The 26,332-nt window shown below is 69.0% G+C and carries 21 protein-coding genes and 2 tRNA genes; 3 read left to right on the top strand and 20 right to left on the bottom strand.

The window, feature by feature from the left end:
• Positions 1–50 precede the first annotated feature (50 nt).
• The 13 genes from ACIRP2_RS02525 to ACIRP2_RS02465 all read right to left on the bottom strand — a co-directional run bounded on the left by ACIRP2_RS02525 (position 51) and on the right by ACIRP2_RS02465 (position 17,603).
• Entirely contained in the window at positions 51–833 is a 783-nt protein-coding gene (locus ACIRP2_RS02525) for a TIGR03936 family radical SAM-associated protein (RefSeq protein ID WP_404245756.1), read from the bottom strand.
• A gap of 122 nt (positions 834–955) precedes the next feature.
• Positions 956–2,146 (bottom strand): hypothetical protein, encoded by a 1,191-nt coding sequence (locus ACIRP2_RS02520; RefSeq protein WP_404245754.1) that lies wholly within the window; start codon positions 2,144–2,146, stop codon positions 956–958.
• 89 nt (positions 2,147–2,235) lie between these two features.
• Positions 2,236–4,161, bottom strand: a complete 1,926-nt coding sequence (locus ACIRP2_RS02515; protein WP_404245752.1) for a TIGR03960 family B12-binding radical SAM protein — start codon at positions 4,159–4,161, stop codon at positions 2,236–2,238.
• Between the two features lie 50 nt (positions 4,162–4,211).
• Entirely contained in the window at positions 4,212–5,774 is a 1,563-nt protein-coding gene (locus ACIRP2_RS02510; RefSeq protein ID WP_404245750.1) for a CHAD domain-containing protein, read from the bottom strand.
• Between the two features lie 51 nt (positions 5,775–5,825).
• Complete coding sequence (rodA, locus tag ACIRP2_RS02505) at positions 5,826–7,016, bottom strand: rod shape-determining protein RodA (RefSeq protein ID WP_404245748.1); 1,191 nt, start codon at positions 7,014–7,016, stop codon at positions 5,826–5,828.
• Positions 7,016–9,181, bottom strand: a complete 2,166-nt coding sequence (gene mrdA / locus ACIRP2_RS02500) for a penicillin-binding protein 2 (RefSeq protein ID WP_404245746.1) — start codon at positions 9,179–9,181, stop codon at positions 7,016–7,018. The genes rodA and mrdA overlap by 1 nt, the downstream gene beginning before the upstream one ends.
• A 61-nt stretch (positions 9,182–9,242) precedes the next feature.
• Complete coding sequence (mreD, locus tag ACIRP2_RS02495) at positions 9,243–9,902, bottom strand: rod shape-determining protein MreD (RefSeq protein WP_404245744.1); 660 nt, start codon at positions 9,900–9,902, stop codon at positions 9,243–9,245.
• A gap of 11 nt (positions 9,903–9,913) precedes the next feature.
• Positions 9,914–10,966, bottom strand: coding sequence for a rod shape-determining protein MreC (gene mreC, locus ACIRP2_RS02490; protein ID WP_404245742.1), 1,053 nt, complete (start codon positions 10,964–10,966; stop codon positions 9,914–9,916).
• Between the two features lie 125 nt (positions 10,967–11,091).
• Positions 11,092–12,111, bottom strand: a complete 1,020-nt coding sequence (locus tag ACIRP2_RS02485) for a rod shape-determining protein (RefSeq protein ID WP_124268240.1) — start codon at positions 12,109–12,111, stop codon at positions 11,092–11,094.
• Positions 12,112–12,401: 290 nt separating this feature from the next.
• Positions 12,402–12,815, bottom strand: a complete 414-nt coding sequence (gene ndk / locus ACIRP2_RS02480) for a nucleoside-diphosphate kinase (protein ID WP_093898216.1) — start codon at positions 12,813–12,815, stop codon at positions 12,402–12,404.
• Between the two features lie 113 nt (positions 12,816–12,928).
• Positions 12,929–13,288, bottom strand: a complete 360-nt coding sequence (locus ACIRP2_RS02475) for a DUF4233 domain-containing protein (protein WP_391740841.1) — start codon at positions 13,286–13,288, stop codon at positions 12,929–12,931.
• 5 nt (positions 13,289–13,293) lie between these two features.
• Positions 13,294–14,817: a bifunctional folylpolyglutamate synthase/dihydrofolate synthase gene (locus ACIRP2_RS02470; protein WP_404245739.1), complete on the bottom strand. Its 1,524-nt coding sequence runs from the start codon at positions 14,815–14,817 to the stop codon at positions 13,294–13,296.
• Between the two features lie 137 nt (positions 14,818–14,954).
• Positions 14,955–17,603, bottom strand: coding sequence for a valine--tRNA ligase (locus ACIRP2_RS02465; RefSeq protein WP_404245736.1), 2,649 nt, complete (start codon positions 17,601–17,603; stop codon positions 14,955–14,957).
• Positions 17,604–17,756: 153 nt separating this feature from the next.
• On the opposite strand from ACIRP2_RS02465, the gene ACIRP2_RS02460 reads away from it, so the two are divergent.
• Positions 17,757–18,776 (top strand): hypothetical protein, encoded by a 1,020-nt coding sequence (locus ACIRP2_RS02460; protein ID WP_404247133.1) that lies wholly within the window; start codon positions 17,757–17,759, stop codon positions 18,774–18,776.
• Between the two features lie 76 nt (positions 18,777–18,852).
• On the opposite strand, the gene clpX is transcribed toward ACIRP2_RS02460, so the two are convergent.
• The 5 genes from clpX to ACIRP2_RS02435 all read right to left on the bottom strand — a co-directional run bounded on the left by clpX (position 18,853) and on the right by ACIRP2_RS02435 (position 23,611).
• Positions 18,853–20,151 carry an ATP-dependent Clp protease ATP-binding subunit ClpX gene (gene clpX, locus ACIRP2_RS02455; protein ID WP_351078417.1) on the bottom strand — a complete coding sequence of 433 codons (1,299 nt, stop codon included), beginning with the start codon at positions 20,149–20,151 and terminating at the stop codon, positions 18,853–18,855.
• A 157-nt stretch (positions 20,152–20,308) separates the two neighbouring features.
• Positions 20,309–20,989: an ATP-dependent Clp protease proteolytic subunit gene (locus ACIRP2_RS02450; protein ID WP_308434207.1), complete on the bottom strand. Its 681-nt coding sequence runs from the start codon at positions 20,987–20,989 to the stop codon at positions 20,309–20,311.
• 80 nt (positions 20,990–21,069) lie between these two features.
• Positions 21,070–21,675 carry an ATP-dependent Clp protease proteolytic subunit gene (locus ACIRP2_RS02445; RefSeq protein ID WP_177328013.1) on the bottom strand — a complete coding sequence of 202 codons (606 nt, stop codon included), beginning with the start codon at positions 21,673–21,675 and terminating at the stop codon, positions 21,070–21,072.
• A 264-nt stretch (positions 21,676–21,939) separates the two neighbouring features.
• Positions 21,940–23,346 carry a trigger factor gene (gene tig / locus ACIRP2_RS02440; RefSeq protein ID WP_404245733.1) on the bottom strand — a complete coding sequence of 469 codons (1,407 nt, stop codon included), beginning with the start codon at positions 23,344–23,346 and terminating at the stop codon, positions 21,940–21,942.
• A 188-nt stretch (positions 23,347–23,534) separates the two neighbouring features.
• A tRNA-Pro gene (locus ACIRP2_RS02435) sits at positions 23,535–23,611 on the bottom strand.
• Between the two features lie 165 nt (positions 23,612–23,776).
• Here ACIRP2_RS02435 and ACIRP2_RS02430 point away from each other — a divergent pair.
• Positions 23,777–23,850 (top strand) — tRNA-Gly (locus ACIRP2_RS02430).
• A gap of 124 nt (positions 23,851–23,974) precedes the next feature.
• Here the strand turns inward: ACIRP2_RS02430 and ACIRP2_RS02425 are convergent.
• Positions 23,975–24,169, bottom strand: a complete 195-nt coding sequence (locus tag ACIRP2_RS02425; RefSeq protein ID WP_266419258.1) for a hypothetical protein — start codon at positions 24,167–24,169, stop codon at positions 23,975–23,977.
• Positions 24,170–24,652: 483 nt separating this feature from the next.
• Between ACIRP2_RS02425 and ACIRP2_RS02420 the strand changes: the two genes are divergently transcribed.
• Entirely contained in the window at positions 24,653–25,807 is a 1,155-nt protein-coding gene (locus ACIRP2_RS02420) for an acyltransferase family protein (RefSeq protein ID WP_404245730.1), read from the top strand.
• A 9-nt stretch (positions 25,808–25,816) separates the two neighbouring features.
• On the opposite strand, the gene ACIRP2_RS02415 is transcribed toward ACIRP2_RS02420, so the two are convergent.
• Entirely contained in the window at positions 25,817–26,323 is a 507-nt protein-coding gene (locus ACIRP2_RS02415) for an HD domain-containing protein (RefSeq protein ID WP_404245728.1), read from the bottom strand.
• Between the last annotated feature and the right edge of the window lie 9 nt (positions 26,324–26,332).

The raw sequence follows: 26,332 nt of genomic DNA, 5'->3' as shown, positions 1-26,332 counted from the left end.
GCCCGGACCAGGTGGCTCCCGAGTCGGAGGGCTGCGCTGCAACGACCGCCTTACGCGGAACCTGTACCTTCCGGCGCCGTCGCGACGGCGGTCCCGACGGCCGTGGGTGGAGCGGCCGGGGCTGCCTCGCGGTCGGGCGCGAGCGGGTCGGTCACCGTGCCGGACTCCTCGTCGAAGAGCCCCTGCGCCAGCCTGGTCACCGCTGCGGGGACCGGCGGCGCCAGGTCGGCCACAACGCGGAGACCGGACAGGACGTCGTCAGGTCGCACGGCAGGTGTCACGTGCCGAACAACCAGCCGCAGTATCGCACAGGGCTTGTCCTCGGGCCTATCAGCCTGTGGATCAAGGGCCTGCAGGTCGACCACGGCGGCACGGGCGTCGAAGGTCCGCATGCCGTTCTTCGCACGGCGCTGGACCTCGACGGTCTCGGCTCCGTTGAAGGCGGCCACGGCCTTGACGGCCTCCTCGGCGGTGACTCCGTCGAGACGCAGCTCCCAGACGGAGGCCGTCAGCCGCTCCGCGAGGCCCGAGGTGCGGGCCTCGACGGCGTCGGTGATGTCGAGACCGTCCGGCAGCGAGTCGTTGAGCAGCTCGCGCAGGACGCCCGGATCCCGGGCCTCGGTGAGGGCGATCTCCAGGAACTCGGCCTCACTGCCCGTGCCGGTGGGGGCGGCATTGGCGTACGACACCTTCGGGTGCGGGGTGAAGCCGGCCGAGTAGGCCATGGGCACCTCGGAGCGGCGCAGTGCCCGCTCGAAGGCACGCTGGAAGTCACGGTGGCTGGTGAACCGGAGGCGGCCGCGCTTGGTGTAGCGCAGTCGGATGCGCTGCACCGCCGGTGCGGGCGGCGGGCCTTCGGGCTGTCGCTTGCCCAGTGGTTCTTCTCCTCGGTGCGGGGCGGACGCGGTGGCACGCCGCCCTCGAAATGCGGGTGGCCCGGGGTGTCCGGTCCGGCTCACCCCCGCTCGGCGTTCTTCTCTCCGAGCGGGGAGATCTCTGGTTCGGGCGCCGCGCAGGGCACAGTCGTTGTACTACCCAGAGTACGCGCACGGGGGCTTCCCGGTTCCCGGGGCCAGGACGCCCCCCGCCCACCGACCAGTGCCCGCCAGGCGTCACGGCGCGCCCGGGCCACCGTCGCGCGCGCCGAGAGCAGCGCCGCCCGGACCGCGCGTCCCGTCCCGACCGCGGCCCGCCTGGCCGGAGCCCAGACGGCGTCACGTACGCAATGTCCCACCGGCGTGCACACCGTGCGCCAGACCCAGGCCACCGGCGCCCCGACGAGATGCCACGCCAGCCGGGCGACGGCTCGGCCGACGGCGCGCGAGATGAATCCCGCGATGCGCCAGGCGACACCGAACGCGGCGGCGACCTCCCGGCCGACCGGGGCGAGGACCCGCCGGTACAGCCATCCCAGCGGTGCGACGACCAGCGTCGCAACGAGCCACACCACCGCCGCGCACAGCCCGCTCACCAACGCCGCGATTCCGCGCGCCATCCGTTCGAGCAGCCACGTGATCCCGTGGCCGAGCGGGGTGAGCAGGTGCCGGTACGTCCAGACCACCGGCCGTACGAGCAGGTGGTCCAGCAGCCATGAGGCGGCGAGCGCCAGGGGCACCAGGACGTACCGCCACAGGCCGACGACCGGCCGGACCAACAGGGTGGTGAGCAGCCATGCGACCACGACGCCGATCCCCCGGCCGAGCGGGACGAGCAGTTCGCGGTACACCCGGCGCAGCCCGTGACCGATCGGGGTGAGCACCGCCCCGTACAGCCACACCACCGGCACCACGAGCCCGTAGCGCACCACCGGTACCAGCGCATACCGCCAGAGCGCGACCCACGGCCACACGAGGACCGCCGCGGCCAGCCACAGCAGCGCACGGCCCAGCGGGGTGAGCACCGTCTCGTACAGCCATGCCGCGGGGATCAGCACCGCGGTCCGGAACAGCCGGGACAGGGCCCGGCCCAGGGGGCGCAGCAGTACGCGGTCGGCGGCGCGGGCACCCGCCACCAGGGCGTCCCAGGCCAACCGCACGGGCAGGACGATCACCAGCACCACGATCCGTACCGGGATCCTGATCAGGGTGGTCGGACAGCCCTCTCCGGCTTCGTACCGCGCGGGGGCCTGGTGCTTGCCGTACTCCATGCCGTACACGACGCGAAGGCCCGGACCGGGGTTTCCCGGTCCGGGCCTTCGTCACCGAGCTGTCACCCGGACGGACTCACCGGAGACGGCTACTTCACGACCGACAACGGCAACAGCTTCCTGCCGGTCGGGCCGATCTGGATGCTGGTGTCCATCTGCGGGCAGACGCCGCAGTCGAAGCACGGGGTCCAGCGGCAGTCCTCGACCTCGGTCTCGTCGAGCGCGTCCTGCCAGTCCTCCCAGAGCCAGTCCTTGTCGAGACCGGAGTCCAGGTGGTCCCAGGGCAGGACCTCCTCGTAGGTCCGCTCGCGGGTGGTGTACCAGTCGACGTCCACGCCGTACTCGGGCAGCGTCTTCTCGGCGGCGGTCATCCAGCGGTCGTAGCTGAAGTGCTCGCGCCAGCCGTCGAAGCGGCCGCCGGACTCGTAGACCGCGCGGATGACGGAGCCGACACGGCGGTCGCCGCGCGAGAGCAGGCCCTCGACGATGCCGGGCTTGCCGTCGTGGTAGCGGAAGCCGATGGAACGGCCGTACTTCTTGTCGCCGCGGATCTTGTCGCGGAGCTTGGCCAGCCGCGCGTCGGTCTCCTCGGCGCCGAGCTGCGGGGCCCACTGGAACGGCGTGTGCGGCTTGGGCACGAAGCCGCCGATGGAGACGGTGCAGCGGATGTCGTTCTGGCCGGAGACCTCGCGGCCCTTGGCGATCACGTTGACCGCCATGTCACCGATCTGGAGGACGTCCTCGTCGGTCTCGGTGGGCAGGCCGCACATGAAGTACAGCTTCACCTGGCGCCATCCGTTGCCGTACGCGGTCGCGACGGTACGGATGAGGTCCTCTTCCGAGACCATCTTGTTGATGACCTTGCGCATGCGCTCGGAGCCGCCCTCGGGGGCGAAGGTGAGGCCGGAACGACGGCCGTTGCGGGTCAGCTCGTTGGCCAGGTCCACGTTGAACGCGTCGACGCGGGTGGAGGGCAGCGAGAGGCCGATCTTGTCCTCGGTGTACCGGTCGGCGAGCCCCTTGGCGATCTCGCCGATCTCGGTGTGGTCCGCGGAGGAGAGCGAGAGCAGGCCGACCTCCTCGAAGCCGGTCGCCTTGAGACCCTTGTCGACCATCTCGCCGATGCCGGTGATGCTTCGCTCCCGCACGGGGCGCGTGATCATGCCGGCCTGGCAGAAACGGCAGCCGCGGGTGCAGCCGCGGAAGATCTCGACGGACATCCGCTCGTGGACGGTCTCGGCGAGGGGCACGAGGGGCTGCTTCGGGTACGGCCACTCGTCGAGGTCCATCACCGTGTGCTTGGACACCCGCCACGGCACGCCCGACTTGTTGGGCACGACACGGCCGATGCGCCCGTCCGGGAGGTACTCGACGTCGTAGAAGCCCGGGACGTAGACGCCGCCGGTCTTCGCGAGGCGGAAGAGCAGCTCCTCGCGGCCGCCGGGCCGGCCCTCGGCCTTCCAGGCGCGGATGATCTCGGTGATCTCCAGGACGGCCTGCTCGCCGTCGCCGATGACCGCGCAGTCGATGAACTCCGCGATGGGCTCGGGGTTGAACGCCGCATGGCCGCCGGCCAGCACGATCGGGTCGTCGACGGTGCGGTCCCTGGCGTCCAGCGGAATGCCGGCGAGATCCAGGGCGGTGAGCATGTTGGTGTAGCCGAGCTCGGTGGAGAAGCTCAGCCCGAAGACGTCGAACGCCTTGACCGGGCGGTGGCTGTCCACGGTGAACTGCGGGACCCGGTGCTCGCGCATCAGCTCTTCGAGGTCCGGCCACACGCTGTAGGTGCGCTCGGCGAGAACGCCCTGGCGCTCGTTGAGCACCTCGTAGAGGATCATGACGCCCTGGTTGGGGAGTCCGACCTCGTACGCGTCCGGGTACATCAGCGCCCAGCGGACGTCGCATTCGTCCCACGGCTTGACGGTGGAGTTCAGCTCACCGCCGACGTACTGGATGGGCTTCTGCACATGCGGGAGCAGAGCTTCGAGCTGTGGGAAGACCGAATCGACAGACATCGCGAACTTTCGAGAGCCGGCAAGGGTGACCATCCAGCGTACCCCGGCGCTCAGCCTCCCAGCGCCGCCCGGACCCGCGGCCGGGACGCCCGCTCCCAGACCCCCGACAGCTCCCGCTCACCGGCGGCGGCCGCCGCCTCCTCGCGCCCGTACAGCAGTCCCCAGGTGAACGCGGACTCCCCCGCCGCGTGTGCCTGGGCGGCCAGGGTGCGCAGGGCGTCGCGGGCCACCACGCTGTCCTGGTGGTCGCCGAGGAGGGTCTGCACGGCCTTCATCCGTTCGGCGAAGCGCTCGGCGGGCTTCCCGAGCGCGGGCCGGGCGGCCTCCGCCGCGTAACGGGCGCGCTTGGCGGCCTTGCGGGCGTCGTGCAGGGCGAGATCGCGGTCGTGACCGGGCGGGAGCTCCAGCGCGCGGCCGACGCGGGCCGCCAGGCGCGCGTACTCCTTCAGCACGGCGCGGGGCAGTGCCCGCTCGGGGGCGCGGGACGCGTCGGGCAGCAGCGGCGGGGCGGCGAGCAGGGTGTCGAGGTGCTCCAGGAGGGCCAGGTACCGCTTCCCGTCGAGCACGGCGACGGTCCGGTGCCGGGAGCCGCCCCGGCGGGTCACCGACCAGATCCGGAGCCGGCTGTGGACGGGCCCGAGGACCAGGGTGCGGGGCAGAACGGCGAGGCAGGCGCGCAGACGTGCGTCGAGAACCTCCTGGTCGCGGTCGATGCCGAGCTCGGCGGCCAGCCACTTGAGCTCGTCGCCGACCGGGTCGGTGACGCTCCGGTCGAGGATCCTGCGGTACGTCCGCAGCGCGCTGCGGAGCCGGCGGGTGGCGACCCGCATCTGATGCACGGAGTCGGGGAGGTCACGGCGTACGGCGGGGTCGAGGGCGACGATCGTCTCGGCCTGTCGGCGGATGTACGCGAGGACGTGGTCGCCCGCGGTGCGCCGTGCGGTGGCCCCGCCGGTCCCTTTCTCCCGGTCCTTCCCGCCCTTCCGGTCCTCCCCGCCCTTCCGGTTCCGTTCCGGCGCGGTCTCGGCGAGCGCCCTGGCCAGCTTGGACGGCAGCGCGGACGGGCGGACACCGGCTTTGCGCAGCCGCCGTTCGACGGCGTCCAGGAGGGCCGGATCGCCGTTCTCGGCGAGCTCCACCTCGATCTCGGTCCAGGCGGCCGTGCCGTCGCCGCCCGTCAGCCGTTCGGCCCGCACGGTGTCGACGGCGACCTCGGCGAGCGGCGCGCCTTCGGCGTCGACCAGGTGGTGGACGTCGCGGGCGGTGCGCAGCCGGACGACGGGGACGAGCTCGCTCCCCCGGAGCCGGGACCGGAGCAGACCGGCGAAGGAGCGCGGCAGGGTGTCGGAGAGCGGTTCCTGGAGCTCGTCCCGGATACCGGAGGCGACGGGGAACTTGAGGTGCCAGCCGGCGTCGCTCCCCCCGGTGCGGCGGCGCAGGGTGAGGGAGCCGGCGGCCAGCCGCAGGTCCTCGGTGTCGTGGTAGACGGCGTCCAGCTCGCTGACGCCCCGGTGGACGACGGCCGAGACCCCGGCCACCCGGCTCAGATCCGGGAGCCGGGTCCGAGCGGTGGCTTCGTACTTCCGCTCGATCTCACGCTTCGAGTCCGCCATGACCCGAATCTAGACGTATTGCCCGAGGATGGGCAGTGCTACCGCACCGGCTCAGGCGCTTATCGGCCGTTGCACCCTGATCGACTGGAGCAGTCCGACAGCCACCCAGACGGCGAACATCGAGGACCCTCCGTACGACACGAACGGCAGCGGAAGCCCGGCGACCGGCATGATGCCGAGCGTCATCCCGATGTTCTCGAAGGCCTGGAAGGCGAACCAGGCGATGATTCCGGCGGCGACGATCGTGCCGTACAGCTCGGTCGTCTCGCGGGCGATCCGGCAGGCGCGCCACAGGACGACGCCGAGCAGGACGAGGATCAGCCCGGCACCGAGGAAGCCGAGCTCCTCGCCCGCGACGGTGAAGACGAAGTCGGTCTGCTGCTCGGGGACGAACTGGCCGGTGGTCTGGGTGCCATGGAAGAGGCCCGTTCCGGTGAGGCCGCCGGATCCGATCGCGATGCGGGCCTGGTTGGTGTTGTAGCCGACGCCCGCCGGGTCGAGCGCGGGGTTGGCGAAGGCGGCGAAGCGGGCGATCTGGTATTCGTCGAGCAGGCCGAGCTGCCAGACGGCCACGGCGCCCGCCACGCCCGCGCCGAGCAGGCCGAGGATCCATCGGTTCGAGGCGCCGGAGGCGAGGAGCACACCGAGCACGATGACGACCATGACCATCACGGAGCCGAGGTCCGGCATCCCCATGACGACGAGCATCGGTACGGCCGCGAGGCCCAGCGCCTTGGCGACGGTCCGGTGGTCGGGGTGGAGCTGGTCACCCGCGTCGACGCGCTCGGCGAGCAGCATCGCCATGATCAGGATGATGGTGATCTTGGTGAACTCGGACGGCTGGAGCGAGAAGCCGCCGCCGATGATGATCCAGGCGTGCGCGCCGTTGACGGTGGCGCCGAGCGGGGTGAGGACCGCCAGTACGAGGATCACCGAAAGGCCGTAGAGGATCGGGACGGCGCCGCGCAGGGTGCGGTGGCCGAGCCAGATCGTGCCGATCATCAGGGCGAAGCCGATGCCGGAGTTGAGCACGTGCCGGAAGAGGAAGTAGTACGGGTCGCCGTGGGTGAGCGAATCACGGCCCCGGGTCGCGGAGTAGACCAGCAGCGAGCCGATGAAGGAGAGGGCGATCGCGGACCCGAGCAGCGGCCAGTCGAGCTTGCGCACGACGGAGTCGCGGGCGACGAGTTTGCCCCAGGCTGAGCGCTCGGGGGCGTACCGCGAGACGGAGAAGCCGGCCATCAGTCGCGCCTCCCCAGGGCCGCCGCGAGGGTCTGTTCCTCCGGGGTCTTCTGCGAGTTCGGGTCGTACGGCTTGATCTCCGGGGCGTCGATCGAGCCGTCCCGCTGGATCTTCGGCAGGGACTTCTGCGGGGTGGGCAGCAGCGCCTTCTTCAGGTCCTGCTTGCCGGAGTCGTCGAGACCGTAGAGGGCGTCGTAGATGTTGCGCACGGCGGGCCCGGACGCGCCGGAACCCGTACCGCCCTGAGAGATCGTCATGACGATCGAGTAGTCCTTGGTGTACGTGGCGAACCAGGAGGTCGTCTGCTTGCCGTAGACCTCCGCCGTACCCGTCTTGGCGTGCATCGGGATCTTGTCCTGCGGCCAGCCGCCGAACCGCCAGGCCGCCGAACCGCGGGTCGCGACTCCCGCGAGGGCGCCGTCGATCTCGTTGCGGGTCTTGCGGGAGAACGGCAGCTTGCCGTGCGACTTCGGCGCGATCTCCTTGACGCTCTTGCCGTCGCCGCTGACGATCGCCTTGCCGACGGTGGGGTCGTAGAGGGTGCCGCCGTTGGAGATCGCGGCGTAGATGGTGGCCATCTGGATCGGGGTGACGAGGGTGTCGCCCTGGCCGATGGAGTAGTTGACGGAGTCACCGGCGCGCATCTTGTCGCCTTCGAGGCAGTTCTCGTAGGCGATCTTCTCGACGTACGAGCCGTCCTTCTTGCCCTGCTTGCACCAGGCGTCCTTGTTCGCCTTGTAGAAGTTCTGCTTCCACTTGCGGTCGGGGACGCGGCCGCTGACCTCGTTGGGGAGGTCGATGCCGGTCTCCTTGCCGAGGCCGAACTGGTGGGCGGTCCGGTAGAACCAGTCCTTGGCGTTCTTCTTCGGGTTCATGCCGCCGTCCTTCAGCCACTCCTTGTGCGCGATGCCGTAGTAGACGGTGTCGCAGGAGACTTCGAGGGCCCGGCCGATGGTGATGTCCCCGTAGCCCTGGGACTCGAAGTTCTTGAAGGTCTGCCCGCCGACGTTGTACGAGCTGGGGCAGGGGTAGTGGCCGTCGAAGGGGTAGCCGGCGTTGACGGCCGCGGTCGAGGAGATGACCTTGAAGATCGAGCCGGGTGCGGCCTGGCCCTGGATGGCCCGGTTCAGCAGCGGGAAGTTGGACTTCTTGCCGGTGAGCTTGGCGTAGTCCTTGGCGGAGATGCCGCCGACCCAGGAGTTGGGGTCGTAGTTCGGCAGGGACGCCATCGCGACGACCCGGCCGGTCTTGGCCTCCATGACGACGACGGCGCCGGAGTCGGCCTTGTAGTTCTCACCGGTGTTCTTGTCGAACGACTGACGGGCGATCTTCATCGCCTCGTTGAGCTCGTACTCGGCGACGGCCTGGACCCTCGCGTCGATGGAGGTGACGACGCTGGAACCGGGCTCCGCCTCGTCGTTCTTCGCCTCGCCGATGACCCGGCCGAGGTTGTCGACCTCGTAGCGGGTGACACCGGCCTTGCCGCGCAGTTCCTTGTCGTAGGTGCGCTCCAGCCCGGAGCGGCCGACCTGGTCGGAGCGCAGGTAGGGCGAGTCGGTGTCCTGGGCCTTGGTGATCTCTTCGTCGGTGACGGGCGAGAGGTAGCCGAGGACCTGGGCGGTGTTGGCCTTGCCGGGCGCGGCGTAGCGGCGTACGGCGGTGGGCTCGGCGGTGATGCCGGGGAAGTCCTCGGCACGTTCGCGGATCTGGAGGGCCTGCTGGGTGGTGGCCTCGTCGGTGACCGGGATCGGCTGGTACGGCGAACCGTTCCAGCAGGGCTGCGGCGTCTTCGCGTCGCAGAGCCGGACCTTGTCGAGGACCTCCTTGGGCTCCATGCCGAGGACGTCGGCGAGCCGGGTCAGGACGCCCTTGCCGTCGTCCTTCATCTTCAGCAGCTCGGTGCGGCTGGCGGAGACGACCAGGCGGGTCTCGTTGTCGGCGAGGGGCACGCCGCGCGCGTCGAGGATGGAGCCGCGGACGGCGGGCTGGACGACCTGCTGGACGTGGTTGTTCCTCGCCTCGTCGCTGTACTCCTGGCCGTTGCGGATCTGGAGGTACCACAGGCGCCCGCCGAGCGTGAGCAGCAGGGAGAAGACGAGGACCTGGATGACGACGAGACGGATCTGGACCCGTTGGGTCCGGCCGGTCTCGGGGATGTTGCTCACGGGGCGCCCCCGGTGGTGGTCGGGCCGGAGGTACGGGGGATGTCCTCCCGGTGGTGCGGCCTCACAGTCGCTTGACTCCCTTGATCCGTCCGGCGCGTGCGGCCCGGTTGCGGGCGACCTTGACGCGCAGTCCGCCGCGCTGGCCGCCGATCCGCAGTCCGGTGCCGGAGGACAGCCAGCCCGCGGCGACGTCGCCGCCGGACGAGTCGGCGAGCGGGTCGTTCACCGTGCGTCTGGCGACCGCCATGACCAGGGGCACGACGAACGGCGCGAGGAGCAGGTCGTAGACGGCGGCGGTGAACAGCAGGCTGCCGAGCCCGACATGACGGGCCGCCGTGTCCCCGACGAGCGCGCCGACGAGCGCGTACAGCAGGGTCGATCCGATCGCCGCGGCCACGACCCCGACCATCGGGACGAACGCCGACTTGAGCTGCCCGTTCTCCGGCTTGACCAGTCCGGCGAGGTAGCCGATGACACAGAGCACCAGTGCGTAGCGCCCGGCGGCGTGGTCGGCCGGCGGTGCCAGGTCGGCGAGCAGTCCCGCGCCGAAGCCGATGAGTGCGCCGCTGACGTGCCCGTACACGAACGCGAGGGCGAGGACGACGAGGAGCAGCAGGTCGGGCACGGCGCCGGGGAGTTGGAGCCGGGCGAGGACCGAGACCTGGACGACCAGGGCGACCACGACCAGTACGACGGAGAGCAGAATCCGGTTCAGACGCATGGGAATCAGCTCTACCTCTGCTCGTTGACCGCGGTGCCGGTGTTCGGTGTGGCGCCCGGACTTCCGCTCGGGTCCGGGCCTCCGCTGGGGTCCGGACTCTCGTGGATGTTCCCGACGACGTTGCCGTCGGTGTCGACGATGTCCCCGTTGGGCGAGATGGTCACGGTGACGGTCGGGGTGGGCTTCGGTTTGGCGGGCTTGGCCGGCGCCTTCGGCAGGACCATGTCGCGGGGGTCCTCGCGCGGGGCCTGGACGACGACGCCGACGATGTCGAGCTTGGTGAACCCGACGTACGGGCGGACGTAGACGGTACGGGTCAGGCCACCGCCCGACGGGTCGACGCGGACGACCTCGCCGACCGGGACGCCGGGCACGAACGGCTTGTCCTTGCTGGAGCCGAAGGTGACCAGACGGTCGCCCTTCTTCACCTTGGCCTTGCCGTTGAGGAACTGGACGGACAGCGGCCGGGAGCCCTGGCCGGTGGCGAAGCCCAGCTCGTCGGTCTTCTCCATACGGGTGCCGACGGTGAAGTCGGGGTCGTTGGCGAGGAGCACCGTGGCGGTGTCCGGGCCGACGGTGGTGACCCGGCCGACGAGCCCGTCGCCGTTGATGACGGTCATGTCGCGCTTGATGCCGTCGTTGGAGCCCGCGTCGATGGTGACGGTCCAGGAGAAGCCCTGGGCCGCTCCTATGGCGATGACCTCGGCGCCCTTGATGCCGTACTGTCCGGCGGCCGACTTCTTCAGCATCCGGTCCAGTTCGCGCACCCGGTTGCGGTTCCGGTCGTCGCTGCCGAGCCTCGTCTTGAGCGCGGTGTTCTGCTGCTCCAGTTCAGCGATCCGGTTGTGCCGGGTGCCGGAGTCGCGTACCGCTCCTATGGCGTTGCCCACCGGGTCGACGGCCGCCGCGACGCCGTTCTCGACCGGCCCGAAGACCGTGGCGGCGGCCCGCCGGGCGCCGTCCACCGGTGATTCCTCGCCGCCGCGGATGTCCACCGTGATCAGTGCGAATGCGATGGCGATCAGCAGCACCAGGAGCAGCCGGCTCTCTCGTGTGTCCCTCACGTGCGGCGGCCGTGCCTTCCTCGTCGGAATGTTCGTGCCTGTATATCAACGATCCGGCGTACGGAGCCGCAGTGGTCCGTACAGCAGACTGATGTGTTGTGTACCTGTGGGCCGGCCCGTGCCGGCTACCGGCGGGGCTGGGCGTCCAGCACCTGCTGGAGTGCCTCGAACTCCTCGACGCACTTGCCCGACCCGAGCGCCACCGAGTCCAGCGGGTCCTCGGCGATATGGATCGGCATGCCGGTCTCGCGGCGCAGCCGCTCGTCCAGTCCGCGCAGCAGCGCGCCGCCGCCGGTGAGGACGATGCCGCGGTCCATGACGTCGCCGGAGAGCTCCGGCGGGCACTTGTCGAGCGTGGTCTTCACCGCGTCGACGATCGCGTTGACCGGTTCCTCGATGGCCTTGCGGACCTCGGCGGCCGAGATGACCACGGTCTTGGGCAGCCCGGAGACCAGGTCCCGGCCGCGGATCTCGGTGTGCTCGTCCTTGTCCATGTCGTACGCCGAACCGATCGTGATCTTGATCTGTTCGGCGGTGCGCTCACCGAGGAGGAGCGAGTACTCCTTCTTGATGTGCTGGATGATCGCGTTGTCCAGCTCGTCACCGGCGACCCGGATCGACTGGGCAGTGACGATTCCGCCGAGCGAGATGACCGCGACCTCGGTGGTGCCGCCACCGATGTCGACGACCATGTTGCCGGTGGCCTCGTGGACCGGCAGCCCGGAACCGATGGCCGCCGCCATGGGCTCCTCGATGATGTGCACCTGGCGCGCGCCGGCCTGCGTCGACGCCTCGATGACGGCGCGTCGCTCGACCCCGGTGATGCCGGAGGGCACACAGACGACGACCCGCGGACGGGCCAGGTAGCGGCGCTTGTGGATCTTGAGGATGAAGTAGCGGAGCATCCGCTCCGTGATCTCGAAGTCGGCGATCACGCCGTCCTTCAGCGGGCGCACGGCAACGATGTTGCCCGGTGTGCGTCCGATCATCTTCTTGGCCTCGGAGCCGACCGCGAGGATGCCGCCGGTGTTGGTGTTGATGGCCACGACGGACGGCTCGTTGAGAACGATGCCGCGCCCCCTGACGTACACCAGCGTGTTGGCAGTCCCGAGGTCGATAGCCATGTCACGGCCGATGAACGACATTGAGTTCCCCTTGTTCCCCATGAGGATGCGTCGGGCCTTCCGGACAAGCAATGATGGCTTGTTCTGGTCGGCGAGGTGGGCGCTGCGGGCGTGGAAGATTCCATCGTAGTGCCGTATGCACGGACACCGCGCGAGGGTCCTTCGCCTTTGTGGGCGGAACGGGTGGCCGTTCCACTCATGGTGACGTTACGTCGGGGTGATGCGTTCCCGCGATCCGGGACCCTATGCCGAAGGGCGACCGAATTAATTCGGTCGCCCCAGGTCATGAGCGCTGTTCGGCTGATCCGAGGTCAGGAAAGTCCGGGGAAGAAAAGCTTCAGTTCTCGCTCCGCGGACTCCTCGGAGTCCGAGGCGTGGATGAGGTTCTCCCGGGTGATCGTGCCGAAGTCACCACGGATGGAGCCGGGCGCGGCGGCGATCGGGTCGGTGGGTCCGGCGAGTGTACGGATGCCCTCGATGACCCGCTCGCCCTCGGCGACCAGTGCCACGATCGGGCCGGACTGCATGAACTCGACGAGCGGCTCGTAGAAGGGGCGGCCGACGTGTTCGGCGTAGTGCTGCTCCAGCGTGGCGCGGTCGAGGGTACGCAGCTCCAGCGCGGTGATCCGCCAGCCGGCCTTGCGCTCGATCCGCCCGACGATCTCGCCGACCAGTCCGCGCCGGACGGCGTCGGGCTTGAGCAGAACGAGGGTGCGCTGGGTCATGGTGTGCGGCTCCTTGAAGGCATGCGGGTGCGGTGAGGCGAGGCTACAGGGACAGGGGAACGGCCCCGTGGCCGGGTTGGACCGGCCGGGGTCCGAGGCCACGGGGTACGGGATCAGCCACCGGCCGCGGCCTCGGCCGCCTCCTGCGCGGCCGCCCAGCGGGCCTTCGCCTCGTCGACCTTGCGGCCGTAGTGGACCGAGGCCCACCACAGGCCGCCGAAGACCAGGCCGAGGATGAACATCATCGGGACGACGAAGCCGCTCAGCACCAGGGCGATCTGCAGCGCCCAGCCGAGCTGCACCCCGCCGGGGCGGGTGATCATCCCGCAGAGCAGCACGGAGAGCAGCATGCCGATGCCGCAGACCGTCCAGACCGTGGTGTTCGTCAGGTCGTCGGACTTCATCGCGACGAGACCGGCGAAACCGATCACGAAGAACTCGCCGATCAGCGTCGATGCACAGAGCGTACGCACTTCGGTCAGTGCCTCCCCAGGAGCAGCCGGGCCTCGCCGACCGTGATCACGGAACCGGTCACCAGGACGCCGGCGCCCGCGTATTCGTCCTCTTCCTCGGCGAGGGTGATCGCCGCCTCCAGCGCGTCGTCGAGACGCGGTTCGACCTGGACGCGGTCGTGGCCGAAGACCTCGACCGCGACGGCGGCCAGCTCGTCGGCGTCCATCGCGCGGCCGCTGGAGTTCTGGGTGACGACGACCTCGGCGAAGATCGGCTCGAAGGCTTCGAGGAGCCCCTTGACGTCCTTGTCGCCGCTGGCGCCGACCACACCGATCAGCCGGGAGAAACCGAACGCCTCGGAGATCCCGTCGGCGGTGGCGCGGGCGCCCGCCGGGTTGTGGGCCGCGTCCAGGACGACGGTCGGGCTGGAGCGGACCACTTCGAGGCGCCCGGGCGAGATCACCGAGGCGAAGGCCCGGCGGACCGTGTCGATGTCGAGTGCGCCGGGCTGCTCGGCGCCGATCCCGAAGAACGCCTCCACGGCACAGAGCGCCACCGCCGCGTTGTGCGCCTGGTGGGCGCCGTACAGCGGGAGGAAGACCTCCTCGTACTCACCGCCGAGACCGCGCAGCGTCAGCAGCTGCCCGCCGACGGCGATCTCACGGGAGAGGACACCGAACTCCATGCCCTCGCGGGCGACCGTGGCGTCGACCTCGACGGCCTTCTTCAGCATGACCTGCGCGGCGTCGACCGGCTGCTGCGCCAGGACGACCGTGGCCCCCTGCTTGATGATCCCGGACTTCTCACCGGCGATCTCGGCGGGCGTGGCGCCGAGCCGGTCGGTGTGGTCCAGCGAGATGGGGGTGACGACGGCGACCGAGGAGTCGATCACGTTCGTCGCGTCCCAGCTGCCGCCCATGCCGACCTCGACGACGGCGACATCGACCGGTGCGTCGGCGAAGGCCGCGTACGCCATGCCCGTCAGCACCTCGAAGAACGAGAGCCGGTACGGCTGCTGGGCGTCGACCATCTCCACGTACGGCTTGATGTCCTGGTACGCCTCGATGAACCGCTCGGGGTCGATCGGCGAGCCGTCCAGGCTGATCCGCTCGGTGATCGACTGGACGTGCGGCGAGGTGTAGCGGCCGGTACGCAGATCAAAGGCGCCGAGCAGGGCCTCGATCATGCGGGCCGTGCTCGTCTTGCCGTTGGTCCCGGTGATGTGGATCGAGGGGTAGGCGCGCTGCGGCTCGCCGAGCACGTCCATCAGCGCGGCGATACGCGCGACGGACGGCTCCAACTTGGTCTCGCCCCAGCGGCCGGCGAGCTCCTGCTCCACCGCGCGGAGCGCCTTGTCCACCTCGGGGTCGGCGGGGCGGGTCGGGACCTCCTGGCCCTGCGGCGGCCCCGAGTGGGTGCGCAGCGTGCGGCTCCCGGCCTCGATCACCGCCAGGTCGGGGTCGCGCTGGGTCGCTTCGTCGACGATCTCCGCGAAGGTCTCGTCGGGATCGGGATCGTCGTGCCGGTCGGAAGGGCGGGGCTCACTCACGGGGCCAGTCTACGGATGGGCACGGACATCGTGCGCGGCGCCCGGCGGTGCGGGAGCCCCGACCCCGACCCTGCGGGCAACGGCGAAGCCCCCGTTCCCCCTGCCGGGGGTACGGGGGCTTCGCCGTCAGCGGGCGATCAGGCCTTCGGCAGGTTCGCCAGCTGGTTGGTGATCCGCTCGATGTCCGCCTCGGCCTTCGCGAGCCGGCCACGGATCTTGTCGACCACGTTGTCCGGGGCCTTGCCGAGGAACGCCTCGTTGGAGAGCTTGCCGTTGGCCTGGGCCTTCTCCTTCTCGGCGGCGCCCAGGTCCTTCGTCAGGCGCTTGCGCTCGGCCTCGACGTCGATCGTGCCGGACAGGTCGAGGGCGACCGTGGCCCCGGCGACCGGCAACGACGCGGTGGCGTGGAAGCCCTCCTCGGCGGGCTGCAGGCGCAGCACCTGACGGATGGCCGCCTCGTGCGGGGCGAGCGCGGTGCCCGTCAGGGTGAGCTCGGCCGGGACCTTCTGGCCGGGCTGCAGGCCCTGGTCGGAACGGAACCGTCGGACCTCGGTGACGACCTGCTGGACGAGCGCGATCTCCCGCTCCGCGGCATCGTCGCGGAAGCCGCCCGCGGCGTCAGCCCCGGGAACGGACACGGCGGCCGGCCAGTCGGCGATGACGACGGATTCCCTGCCGGTCAGTGTGGTCCAGAGGGTCTCGGTGACGAACGGGACCACCGGGTGGAGCAGCCTCAGCATCACGTCGAGGACCTCGCCGAGGACCCGGCCGGAGACCCTGGCCTGCTCGCCGCCCGCGAAGAACGTCGTCTTGGACAGCTCGACGTACCAGTCGAAGACCTCGTCCCACGCGAAGTGGTAGAGGGCCTCGCTGAGCTTGGCGAACTGGAAGTCGTCGTAGAACGCGTCGACTTCGGCGACCGTCTTGTTGAGCCGCGACAGGATCCACCGGTCGGTCACCGACAGCTGGTCGACGGGCGGCAGTTCACCCTCCACCGTCGCGCCGTTCATCAGCGCGAAGCGCGTGGCGTTCCAGATCTTGTTGGCGAAGTTGCGCGAGCCCTGGACCCAGTCCTCACCGATCGGGACGTCGACACCCGGGTTGGCGCCGCGCGCCAGGGTGAAGCGCAGCGCGTCCGAGCCGTACTTGTCCATCCAGTCGAGCGGGTTGACGACATTGCCGAAGGACTTCGACATCTTCTTGCCGAACTCGTCGCGGACCATGCCGTGCAGGACGATGGTGTGGAACGGCGGGACGCCGTCGTTGACGTACAGGCCGAACATCATCATCCGGGCGACCCAGAAGAAGAGGATGTCGTAGCCGGTGACCAGGACGGAGTTCGGATAGAACTTCGCGAGGCTGTCGGTCCGCTCCGGCCAGCCGAGCGTGGAGAACGGCCACAGGCCGGAGGAGAACCAGGTGTCCAGGACATCGCTGTCCTGCGTCCAGCCCTCGCCCGTGGGAACCTCGTCGTCCGGTCCGACGCAGACGACCTCGCCGTTCGGGCCGTACCAGACGGGGATGCGGTGGCCCCACCAGAGCTGGCGCGAGATCGTCCAGTCGTGGAGGTTGTCGACCCAGTCGAAGTAGCGCTTCTCCATCTCCTGCGGGTGGATCTTGACGCTGCCGTCGCGGACGGCGTCACCGGCCGCCTTGGCGAGCGGGGCGACCTTGACCCACCACTGGAGTGACAGACGCGGCTCGATGGTGGTCTTGCAGCGCGAGCAGTGACCGACGGAGTGGACGTACGGACGCTTCTCGGCGACGATCCGGCCCTCGGCCCGCAGCGCGCCGACAATGGCGGACCTGGCCTCCAGGCGGTCGAGGCCCTCGAAGGGGCCGGGGACCGTGATGACGGCGCGCTCGTCCATGACCGTGAGGAACGGCAGGTCGTGGCGCTTGCCGATCTCGAAGTCGTTCGGGTCGTGGGCGGGCGTGACCTTCACCGCGCCGGTGCCGAACTCCGGGTCGACGTGGTGGTCGGCGACGACGGGGATCGTGCGGTCGGTCAGCGGCAGCTTGATCTGCCTGCCGATCAGGTGCTGGTAGCGCTCGTCGTCGGGGTGGACGGCGACGGCGGTGTCACCGAGCATCGTCTCGGCGCGGGTCGTGGCGACGACGATGGTGTCGTCGCCCTCCCCGTACGTCATGGAGACGAGCTCGCCGTCGTCGTCCTGGTACTCGACCTCGATGTCCGAGATCGCGGTCAGACAGCGCGGGCACCAGTTGATGATGCGCTCGGCGCGGTAGATCAGCCCGTCGTCGTACATCTTCTTGAAGACGGTCTGGACGGCGGTGGACAGCCCCTCGTCCATGGTGAAGCGCTCGCGGGACCAGGCGACGCCCTCACCGAGCCGGCGCATCTGGCCGGAGATCTGGCCGCCGGACTCGTTCTTCCACTTCCAGACGCGCTCGACGAACGCCTCGCGGCCCAGGTCGTGGCGGGACTTGCCCTCCTTGCCGAGCTCGCGCTCGACGACGTTCTGGGTGGCGATGCCCGCGTGGTCCATGCCGGGCTGGTACAGCGCCTCGAAGCCCTGCATGCGCTTGCGGCGGACGAGGGCGTCGATCAGCGTGTGCTCGAAGGCGTGGCCCAGGTGCAGGCTGCCGGTGACGTTGGGCGGCGGGATGACGATGGAGTACGGCGGCTTCTCGCTGTGCTCGTCGGCCTCGAAGTAACCACGTTCTACCCAGCGCTCATACAGCTTCCCCTCTACCTCGGCCGGTGCGTACTGGGTCGGCAGTTCGGGGTTGCTGGCTGGCGTCTGCTGAGTGTTCTCGGTCACGGGGGACAGTTTAGGGCCGTCACAGTCGTGCACTGAAACCGGTTTGTTCGGTAACGGTGTCGCTCCCGGTGGTCCATGCGGGTGGACCTTCCGTCAGGATGTTCGGAACGCATAAGCATTCCGATGAGCACTTCCGAACAGGGGACACCGCAGATGAGCTACAACCAGCCGGGCCCGTACGGCGGCCAGCCTCCGCAGGGCCAGCCCGGACCGTACGGCGGCCAGCCGCCGCAGGGTCAGCCGGGCCCGTACGGCCAGCAGCCGGGGCCGTACGGCGGTCAGCCTCCGCAGGGCCAGCCCGGTTACGGGTACCCGCAGCAGGCCCCCCAGGGTGTCCCGCCGCAGCAGCCCCAGCCGGGCTACGGCTACCCGCAGGGCCAGCAGCCCGGCCCGTACGGCCAGCAGCCGCCCACGCCCCCGTACGGCGGCCAGCAGGCGTACGGCGGCCAGCCCCCGTTCCCCCCGGCCCAGCCGAAGAAGAAGACGGGTCTGATCATCGGCGGCGCGGTCGTGGCGCTGGCGGTCATCGCGGGCGGGGTGTACTTCCTGACGTCGGGCGGGGGCGCCAGCAACAGCGATGTCGCGGACTCCACCAAGGGGTACAAGCTGACGCCTGCGGCCTCGGTGGACGAGTACAAGAATGAGTCAACGGGGTCGGCGGCATCGGCGCCGTTGACCGGCGAGCGCAAGACGAAGGCCGAAGCGATGGGGATCAAGAATCCTCAGCAGACGGTGGCCCAGTACAGCGTGGGCTCCAAGGAGAACGAGCTCAGCATCAAGGGCCTCACCCTCCAGGGTATTTGGGGTGACGTCACCGACCCCGCGAAAGTCATCGACAATTCGTTCACGAACACCGAGAACGATATGAAGAAGAGCAACACGGACATGGAGTACTCCCTCGTCGGCAGCCCCAAGGCCGCAACCCCGTCCGGATTCAAGGGAGCACTGATGAAGTGCCAGGACATGAAGGTGACCAACAAGAAGGCGGACGGCACCGCGAAGGGCGGCCCCAAGGAGTTCACCATCCCCACCTGTATCTGGGCCGACTACAGCACTGTCGGTGTGGTGAGCGGCGTCGACGTGGCCCTCTCCATGGCCGGCAAGGGCATGTCCCAGGACGACGTGGCCGCGCTGACCGCCAAGCTCTACAACACGTCCCGCACCAAGATCTGATCGCGTCACGACGTCGGAAGGGGCGCCCCGCCAGTCCACCTGGCCGGGCGCCCCTTCCGTCTGTTTTCACATGCCGCTACGCGGACTTCTCGTGCCGCCCGCCGTCGCTGTTCCCGATCGTCCGCGGCTCGCGCGGGACCAGCGTCGGGTTCACGTTGTTGCGGACCACGTCCGCCGTGATGACCACCCGGGCGACGTCCTTGCGGGACGGCACCTCGTACATCACGGACTGGAGGACCTCTTCCATGATGGCCCGCAGGCCACGCGCGCCGGTGCCGCGCAGGATCGCCTGGTCGGCGATGGCCTCCAGCGCCGGGCGGTCGAAGTCCAGTTCCACACCGTCGAGTTCGAACAGTCGTTGGTACTGCTTCACCAGCGCGTTGCGGGGCTCGACGAGAATCTGCAGCAGCGCCTCACGGTCCAGGTTGTGGACCGAGGTGAGGACGGGCAGACGGCCGATGAACTCCGGGATCATCCCGAACTTCACCAGGTCCTCCGGCATGACCTCCTGGAACTGGTCGCTCGCCTCGATCTCGCGCTTGGAGCGGATCGTCGCGCCGAAGCCGATGCCCTTGGCACCCGCACGCGACTCGATGATCTTCTCCAGACCGGAGAAGGCACCGCCCACGATGAACAGCACGTTCGTCGTGTCGATCTGGATGAACTCCTGGTGCGGGTGCTTCCGGCCGCCCTGCGGCGGTACGGAGGCGGTGGTGCCCTCCAGGATCTTCAACAGGGCCTGCTGGACGCCCTCGCCGGAGACATCGCGGGTGATCGACGGGTTCTCGCTCTTGCGGGCGACCTTGTCGATCTCGTCGATGTAGATGATCCCGGTCTCGGCCTTCTTGACGTCGTAGTCCGCGGCCTGGATCAGCTTCAGCAGGATGTTCTCGACGTCCTCGCCGACATAGCCGGCCTCCGTCAGCGCGGTCGCGTCGGCGATGGCGAACGGGACGTTGAGCATGCGGGCCAGGGTCTGCGCGAGAAGCGTCTTGCCGGAGCCCGTGGGCCCCAGCAGCAGGATGTTGGACTTGGCCAGCTCGATGGCGTCGTCCCGGCCCTGCGCGCCGCCGTTCTCGCCGGCCTGGACCCGCTTGTAGTGGTTGTACACAGCGACTGAGAGAGCCTTCTTGGCGGGCTCCTGCCCGACCACGTAGCCCTCGAGGAACTCGTAGATCTCGCGCGGCTTGGGGAGTTCCTCCCACCGCACTTCGGAGGTCTCCGCGAGCTCCTCCTCGATGATCTCGTTGCAGAGATCGATGCACTCGTCGCAGATGTACACACCGGGTCCCGCGATGAGCTTCTTCACCTGCTTCTGGCTCTTTCCGCAGAACGAGCACTTGAGCAGATCGCCGCCATCACCGATGCGTGCCACGAGGTGCTTCCCCTTCGCCTGGGAGCAGCCTGGTTCAGCGGCTCCTGGTGCCTCTATCCGACGGTACCTTGCCTTGCCCCCCGTTCGGGCCCCCCTTGGCACGGTTCACACCGCCGATGCGGTGCGAACTCCCCGTGCCAAGGGGTGAAGGCCGACGTCAGACGGCCGCGGCCGCCTGCTTGCGGGTCGACACGATCTGGTCGACGAGACCGTAGGCGAGGGCGTCCTCGGCGGTCAGGATCTTGTCGCGCTCGATGTCGTCGCGGATCTTCTCCAGCGGCGTGGTGGAGTGCTTGGCCAGCATCTCCTCCAGCTGAGTACGCATCCGCAGGATCTCGTTGGCCGCGATCTCCAGGTCGGAGAGCTGCTCACGGCCGGTCTGCGAGGACGGCTGGTGGATCAGTACACGGGCGTTGGGCAGCGCCATCCGCTTGCCGGGCGTACCCGCGGCGAGCAGCACGGCCGCGGCGGAGGCCGCCTGGCCCATGCAGACCGTCTGGATGTCCGGCTTCACGAACTGCATCGTGTCGTAGATCGCGGTGAGCGCGGTGAACGAGCCGCCGGGGCTGTTGATGTAGATCGAGATGTCCCGGTCCGGGTCCATCGACTCCAGGCACAGCAGCTGCGCCATGACGTCGTTGGCCGAGGCGTCGTCGATCTGCACGCCGAGGAAGATCACGCGCTCCTCGAAGAGCTTCGCGTACGGGTCGTACTCACGCACGCCCTGCGAGGTGCGCTCCACGAAGCGCGGCACGATGTAGCGGTTGTCCACCTGCGGGCCGGTGTAGAGGCCGCTCGCGGAGGCGCCGGGGAAGTTGTTCATGTGGGTGTTCACCATCCTGGTGGCGTTCTGTGGCTGGGTGTCTCGGCGTACGAGAGGTGCGCGGGGCTGCGGAGCCCGAACCGGTGGGTACCGGATCAGGCGCCGGTGCCGCCGCCGCCCGGAACGCCCGATGCGATCGTGATGATCTCGTCGATGAGGCCGTACTCCTTGGCCTCCTCCGCGGTGTACCAGCGGTCGCGGTCGCCGTCACGGATGATCGTCTCGACCGTCTGGCCGGAGTGGCGGGCCGTGATCTCCGCCATCCGCTGCTTGGTGCGCAGCAGGTACTGGGCCTGGATCTTGATGTCCGAGGCCGTGCCGCCGATGCCGGCCGAACCCTGGTGCATGAGGATGTCGGTGTTCGGGAGCGCGAAGCGCTTGCCCGCGGTGCCGCCGGTGAGCAGGAACTGGCCCATCGAGGCCGCCATGCCCATACCGATGGTGACCACGTCGTTCGGGATGTACTGCATGGTGTCGTAGACCGCCATGCCGGCCGTCACCGAGCCGCCGGGGCTGTTGATGTAGAGGTAGATGTCCTTCTCGGGCTCGGCGGCGAGGAGAAGCAGCTGCGCCGTGATCTTGTTGGCGATCTCATCGTCGACCTGCTGACCGAGGAAGATGATGCGCTCGCCGAGCAGTCGGCTGTAGACCTGGTCACCGAGGCCTCCACCGAGGGACGGCTCACCGGCGGCGTAGGGCATCAGATTCGTCACGTATCCACCTGCTCGTCTCTGACGGCTCCGGCCGTCTCAGCGTCTTCGTACCGGGTGGGCGGGGACTCCCCTGCCCTTCCTATTCATGGACCCTAACGCGCAGGTAGGACAACGCCATCCCGCTTCCGCAACTGTTCGCTGGGAGCGCAAGCTCCGCAGTCCGCACAAGGGTTGTGGGGCACCGTACGCCATACGGCGACGGGCTCCGAACGCACAGCGTCCGGAGCCCGTCGTACGGGGTCAGCGCGAGGCTCAGGCCTCGTTCTTCTCCTCGGCGGCGTCGGCCGCTGCCTCGGTGGTGCCCTCGGCGGCCTCGACCGTCTCGATGGCCTCCTCCGCGATCTCTTCGTCGTCTTCCAGCTCGACGACCTCACCGTTGGTGTCGACGACCTTGGCGGCCTCGACGACCACGGCCAGCGCCTTGCCGCGGGCGACCTCGCCGACGAGCATCGGCACCTGGCCGCCCTCGACGACGGCCTGGGCGAACTGGTCGGGGCTCATGCCGGAGGAAGCGGCACGCCGCATGAGGTGCTCGGTGAGCTCCTCCTGGTTGACGTTCAGCTTCTCCTTGTTGACGAGCTCGTCCAGGATGAACTGGGTCTTGATGCCCTTGATCGCCTGCTCGGAGGTCTCGGCCTCGAACTCCTCGACCGTCTTGCCCTGGATCTCCAGGTACTTGTCGAGGGTCAGACCCATCTGACCGAGCTGGTGGTGCTCCAGGTTGTGCTTGCGGGTCTGGACCTCGTCCGCGAGCAGCTTCTCCGGGATCGGGACCTCGGCGAGCTTGAGCAGCTCGTCCAGGACACGCTCCTGGGCCTGGGTGGCCTGGTCGTACTGCTTGGTGCTCTCCAGGCGCTTGCGGCTGTCCGCCTTCAGCTCGTCGAGGGTGTCGAACTCGCTCGCCATCTGGGCGAACTCGTCGTCCAGCTCGGGGAGCTCGCGGGCGGCGACCGCGGTGACCTTGACGGTGACCTCGGCCTCCTTGCCCTCGGCCGAGCCACCCTTCAGCTCGGAGGTGAAGGTGGCCTCGCCACCCGCCTCCAGGCCGGTGACGGCGGCGTCGATGCCGTCGAGGAGCTCGCCGGAACCGATGGTGTACGAGACACCCTCGGCCACGCCGTCCTCCAGGACCTCGCCGTCGACCTTGGCCTGCAGGTCGATCGTCACGACGTCGCCCTCGGCGGCGGCGCGCTCGACCGGGTTGGTGGAGGCGAAGCGCTCACGGAGCTGCTCCACGGCCTTCTCGACGTCCTCGTCGCTGACCTCGAGGGCGTCGACGGTGACCTCGATGCCGGAGTAGTCCGGGATCTCGATCTCGGGGCGTACGTCAACCTCGGCGGTGAAGGCCAGCAGCTCGCCGTCCTTCAGCTCGGTGATGTCGACCTCGGGCTGGCCGAGGACGTTGAGCTCACCCTCGTTGACGGCCTCGGTGTAGAACTTCGGGAGGGCGTCGTTGACGGCCTCCTCCAGCACCGCACCGCGGCCGAAGCGCTGGTCGATGACCCGGGCGGGGATCTTGCCCTTGCGGAAGCCCTTCACCGTGACCTGCTGGTTGATCTTCTTGTACGCCGCGTCGAGGCTGTCCTTGAGCTCCTCGAAGGGCACCTCGACAGTGAGCCGAACCCGGGTCGGGTTCAGGGTCTCCACGGCGCTCTTCACGGTTCGGTCTCCTTGTGGCTGACTTCTTGGGGTTCTGCTCCGCCGCACGGGAGGCGGCTTCGCGGACCGAGCCCGGTACATCAGACACACGGGCACGCATTTTGCATAGTAACGGCAAGGAGACGGACTCCCACAATGCGATCGTGCCGGTGGTCCGCGGTCCCGCGAGTGGTCCGTGATCGTGCCGGTGGTCGGGGTGGCCGGATTCGAACCGACGACCTTCCGCTCCCAAAGCGGACGCGCTACCAAGCTGCGCCACACCCCGTCGGTGCGACACGTAGGGTACATGCAGAAAGGCGGCGCATCGGCCGCTTTGCTCGGGCGGCACCGAACGCGAGACCGGGTGTCCGCAATCGGGTGTGCGGGCAGCGCCCGCGACCCGCTACGATGCTTCTCGTACCGCGGTCCCCGGACCTGCGGTGCGTTGCTTGCGGGCGTAGCTCAATGGTAGAGCCCTAGTCTTCCAAACTAGCTACGCGGGTTCGATTCCCGTCGCCCGCTCCATGCTTGGGCCCGGTCCGACGAATTGCCCGTCGGACCGGGCCCTTTGCTTTTTGCCGGGTTCCGCCGGCCGCGCCTGGCCGGGTGACCTCCCGCGCCGGGGCGCGGGGCGGCCGGTTCGGCCGGATCAGAAGCTGATCTGGTTGATGGTCTCCGCTATCGAGTTCATGAACCTGTTGATCGACGGCGCCATGCCTGTCGACGCCAGGAAGAAGCCGAAGAGCACCGCGACGATCGCGGGACCGGCCTTGATCGAGCCGCCTCGGATCAGGACCACCAGGATGATCGCCAACATCAGCACCACAGACAGTGAAATGGCCACAACTGATCACACCCTTGGTCGGTCCGCCTTGCCGGCCCGGAGGTGTCCGGCCGAGCACTCCTCCGTTCCATCCATCGTGCCACCAACTCCCCTGTGGTCGCTGCCAGGTGACGGATCGAAGTGACGGGATCGCGCCATCCTTGCGCCCCATGTGCGCCGGGGGGGCGCACAACCGCACGAGGGGGGCGCCACGGGGCCCCGGGCAAGGTTCCGCCGACCCTGTGAGCGAGCTGTGAATCAAACAATCACAACGCCGCGCGACTGTGACGGTTCCCATATCCACACACTTCATTCACATGCAATTCCAGGGCGAGTGCATGGCAATATCAACCCCCCTAATAGCCCGACGATATGCCCTATTTAATAGGGATGAACCCGGGCATACCGGTCGGTTCTCGGCGGTTTCGCTTTTGATTGGACGCGAACACCAGATATCCGCGAGGGGTTTTACGAATTGCAATCGAGGCGTCTAGGGTGTTTTAGATGTTCCCCGCTCCGAACGTATTTCACAGGGCCCCGCTCCCATCAGCGCCCCGGGAGTCGGAGCCCAGACACCAAGGGACGATGACCACCACCGCGGCGCCCCCCGCAACGGTGGCGAACAAGCCTCCGGCGACCTCGTCGGCGAAGAGGCGGGACGCCTACTTCGACAACGTCAAATACCTGGCCATCGTGCTCGTCGCGGTGGCGCACTCATGGGAACCGGTGATGGACGGCAGCCGGACCGCCCGTGCGCTGTACATGGTGGCCTACACCTTTCACATGCCGGCCTTCATCATCATCTCCGGCTATTTCTCCCGCTCGTTCGACCTGTCCGCCGCCAAGGTAAAACGCCTGGTCACCGGCGTCGCCGTGCCCTACGTGGTGTTCGAGACGGCGTATTCACTGTTCAAGCGGTACGCGGACGACTCGCCCGATCATCCGATCAGTCTGATCGACCCCTGGTATCTCACCTGGTTCCTGGTCGCGCTGTTCATCTGGCGCATCACCACGCCGCTTTGGCAGTCGCTGCGCCATCCGCTGCCGGTGGCACTCGTCATCGCCGTGTTCGCCTCCTTCTCCCCGACGATCGGCGACGATCTCGATCTCCAGCGCGTTCTGCAGTTCCTGCCGTTCTTCGTACTGGGACTCCGGCTGAGGCCCGAGCACTTCGAGATGGTCCGCCGGCGCGAGGTGCGGATGCTCGCGCTCCCGCTGTTCGCCGGGGCCCTGGTGTTCGCGTACTGGGCGGCGTCGCGGATGCAACTGGGCTGGTTCTACCGCAGCAACAGCGCGCAGGAGATGGGCGCCCCGTGGTGGTCCGGTGCCGTGATGACGCTGGCCATGTTCGGCTGCGCCCTGCTGCTCACCATCGGGTTCCTGTCCTGGGTGCCGCGGCGCCGCATGTGGTTCACCGTGCTCGGCGCGGGGACGATCTGCGGCTATCTGCTGCACGGGTTCCTGATCAAGGGCGCCGAGTACGCCGGGCTGTTCGACACCTACGACTGGCTCTCGGCGCCCGGCGGACTGGTCCTCGTCTCCCTCGTCGCGGCCGGGGCGGTGACGCTGATGTGTACACCGCCCGTACGGCGGGTGCTGCGTCCGGTGACCGAGCCGGAGATGGACTGGGCGTTCCGACGGGACGCGGCCCGGCGCTGATCCGGTGGCTCAGTCCTGCCCCGTGTTGGCTTGAACCGATTGCTCGACGGGCGATCCACCCGGGGTGAGCCCGAGCAACCGCCGTACCTGCGCATACTTCTCGGTCAGCCGGGTACGGGTCGCCGGCTCCAGCACGGCGAGACGGGCCGGGTCGGCGTTGTGCGCCAGGTCGGACTCCTTGACCAGCAGCGCGCCCGGGGTGTCGAGGATGCGCCGGGTGTAGGAACCGAGATCCTCGCCGTCACGTTTGGTGACGGCGAGGACCATGTCCTTGACCCGCTGCGGCAGCGCGGCACCGGCCAGCCACTCCTGCGACAGCGCGTCGTCCTCGACGGCGTCGTGCAGCCAGGCCGCGGCGATCTGTTCGTCGCTGCCGCCCCTGATCCGCACGCCCTCGGCGACCGCGGCGAGATGCTCGGTGTACGGGCGTCCCGCCTTGTCCCGCTGGTCGGCATGGGCCTCGCGGGCGATCGCCTCGATTTGGGCCAGGGTCAGCCGTGCGCGTGGTGTGGGCATGGCCCGACT

The sequence above is a fragment of the Streptomyces sp. NPDC101194 genome, assembly GCF_044767885.1.
Taxonomy (GTDB): Bacteria; Actinomycetota; Actinomycetes; order Streptomycetales; family Streptomycetaceae; genus Streptomyces.
The sequence above is the reverse complement of the archived record's forward strand: the minus strand, read 5'-3'. Positions and strand labels throughout refer to the sequence as shown.

What these genes read in the sequence shown, in the direction of transcription:
- ndk (WP_093898216.1), bottom strand. Translation starts at nt 12,815, where the DNA reads ATGACCCAGCGCACCCTCGTTCTGCTCAAGCCCGACGCCGTCCGGCGC.
- mreD (WP_404245744.1), bottom strand. Translation starts at nt 9,902, where the DNA reads ATGCGTCTGAACCGGATTCTGCTCTCCGTCGTACTGGTCGTGGTCGCC.
- ACIRP2_RS02450 (WP_308434207.1), bottom strand. Translation starts at nt 20,989, where the DNA reads ATGGTGAACACCCACATGAACAACTTCCCCGGCGCCTCCGCGAGCGGC.
- rodA (WP_404245748.1), bottom strand. Translation starts at nt 7,016, where the DNA reads ATGGCCGGCTTCTCCGTCTCGCGGTACGCCCCCGAGCGCTCAGCCTGG.
- ACIRP2_RS02460 (WP_404247133.1), top strand. Translation starts at nt 17,757, where the DNA reads ATGAGCTACAACCAGCCGGGCCCGTACGGCGGCCAGCCTCCGCAGGGC.
- ACIRP2_RS02445 (WP_177328013.1), bottom strand. Translation starts at nt 21,675, where the DNA reads ATGCCCTACGCCGCCGGTGAGCCGTCCCTCGGTGGAGGCCTCGGTGAC.
- ACIRP2_RS02510 (WP_404245750.1), bottom strand. Translation starts at nt 5,774, where the DNA reads ATGGCGGACTCGAAGCGTGAGATCGAGCGGAAGTACGAAGCCACCGCT.
- ACIRP2_RS02485 (WP_124268240.1), bottom strand. Translation starts at nt 12,111, where the DNA reads ATGTCGTTCATCGGCCGTGACATGGCTATCGACCTCGGGACTGCCAAC.
- ACIRP2_RS02520 (WP_404245754.1), bottom strand. Translation starts at nt 2,146, where the DNA reads ATGGAGTACGGCAAGCACCAGGCCCCCGCGCGGTACGAAGCCGGAGAG.
- ACIRP2_RS02420 (WP_404245730.1), top strand. Translation starts at nt 24,653, where the DNA reads ATGTTCCCCGCTCCGAACGTATTTCACAGGGCCCCGCTCCCATCAGCG.
- ACIRP2_RS02515 (WP_404245752.1), bottom strand. Translation starts at nt 4,161, where the DNA reads ATGTCTGTCGATTCGGTCTTCCCACAGCTCGAAGCTCTGCTCCCGCAT.
- ACIRP2_RS02415 (WP_404245728.1), bottom strand. Translation starts at nt 26,323, where the DNA reads ATGCCCACACCACGCGCACGGCTGACCCTGGCCCAAATCGAGGCGATC.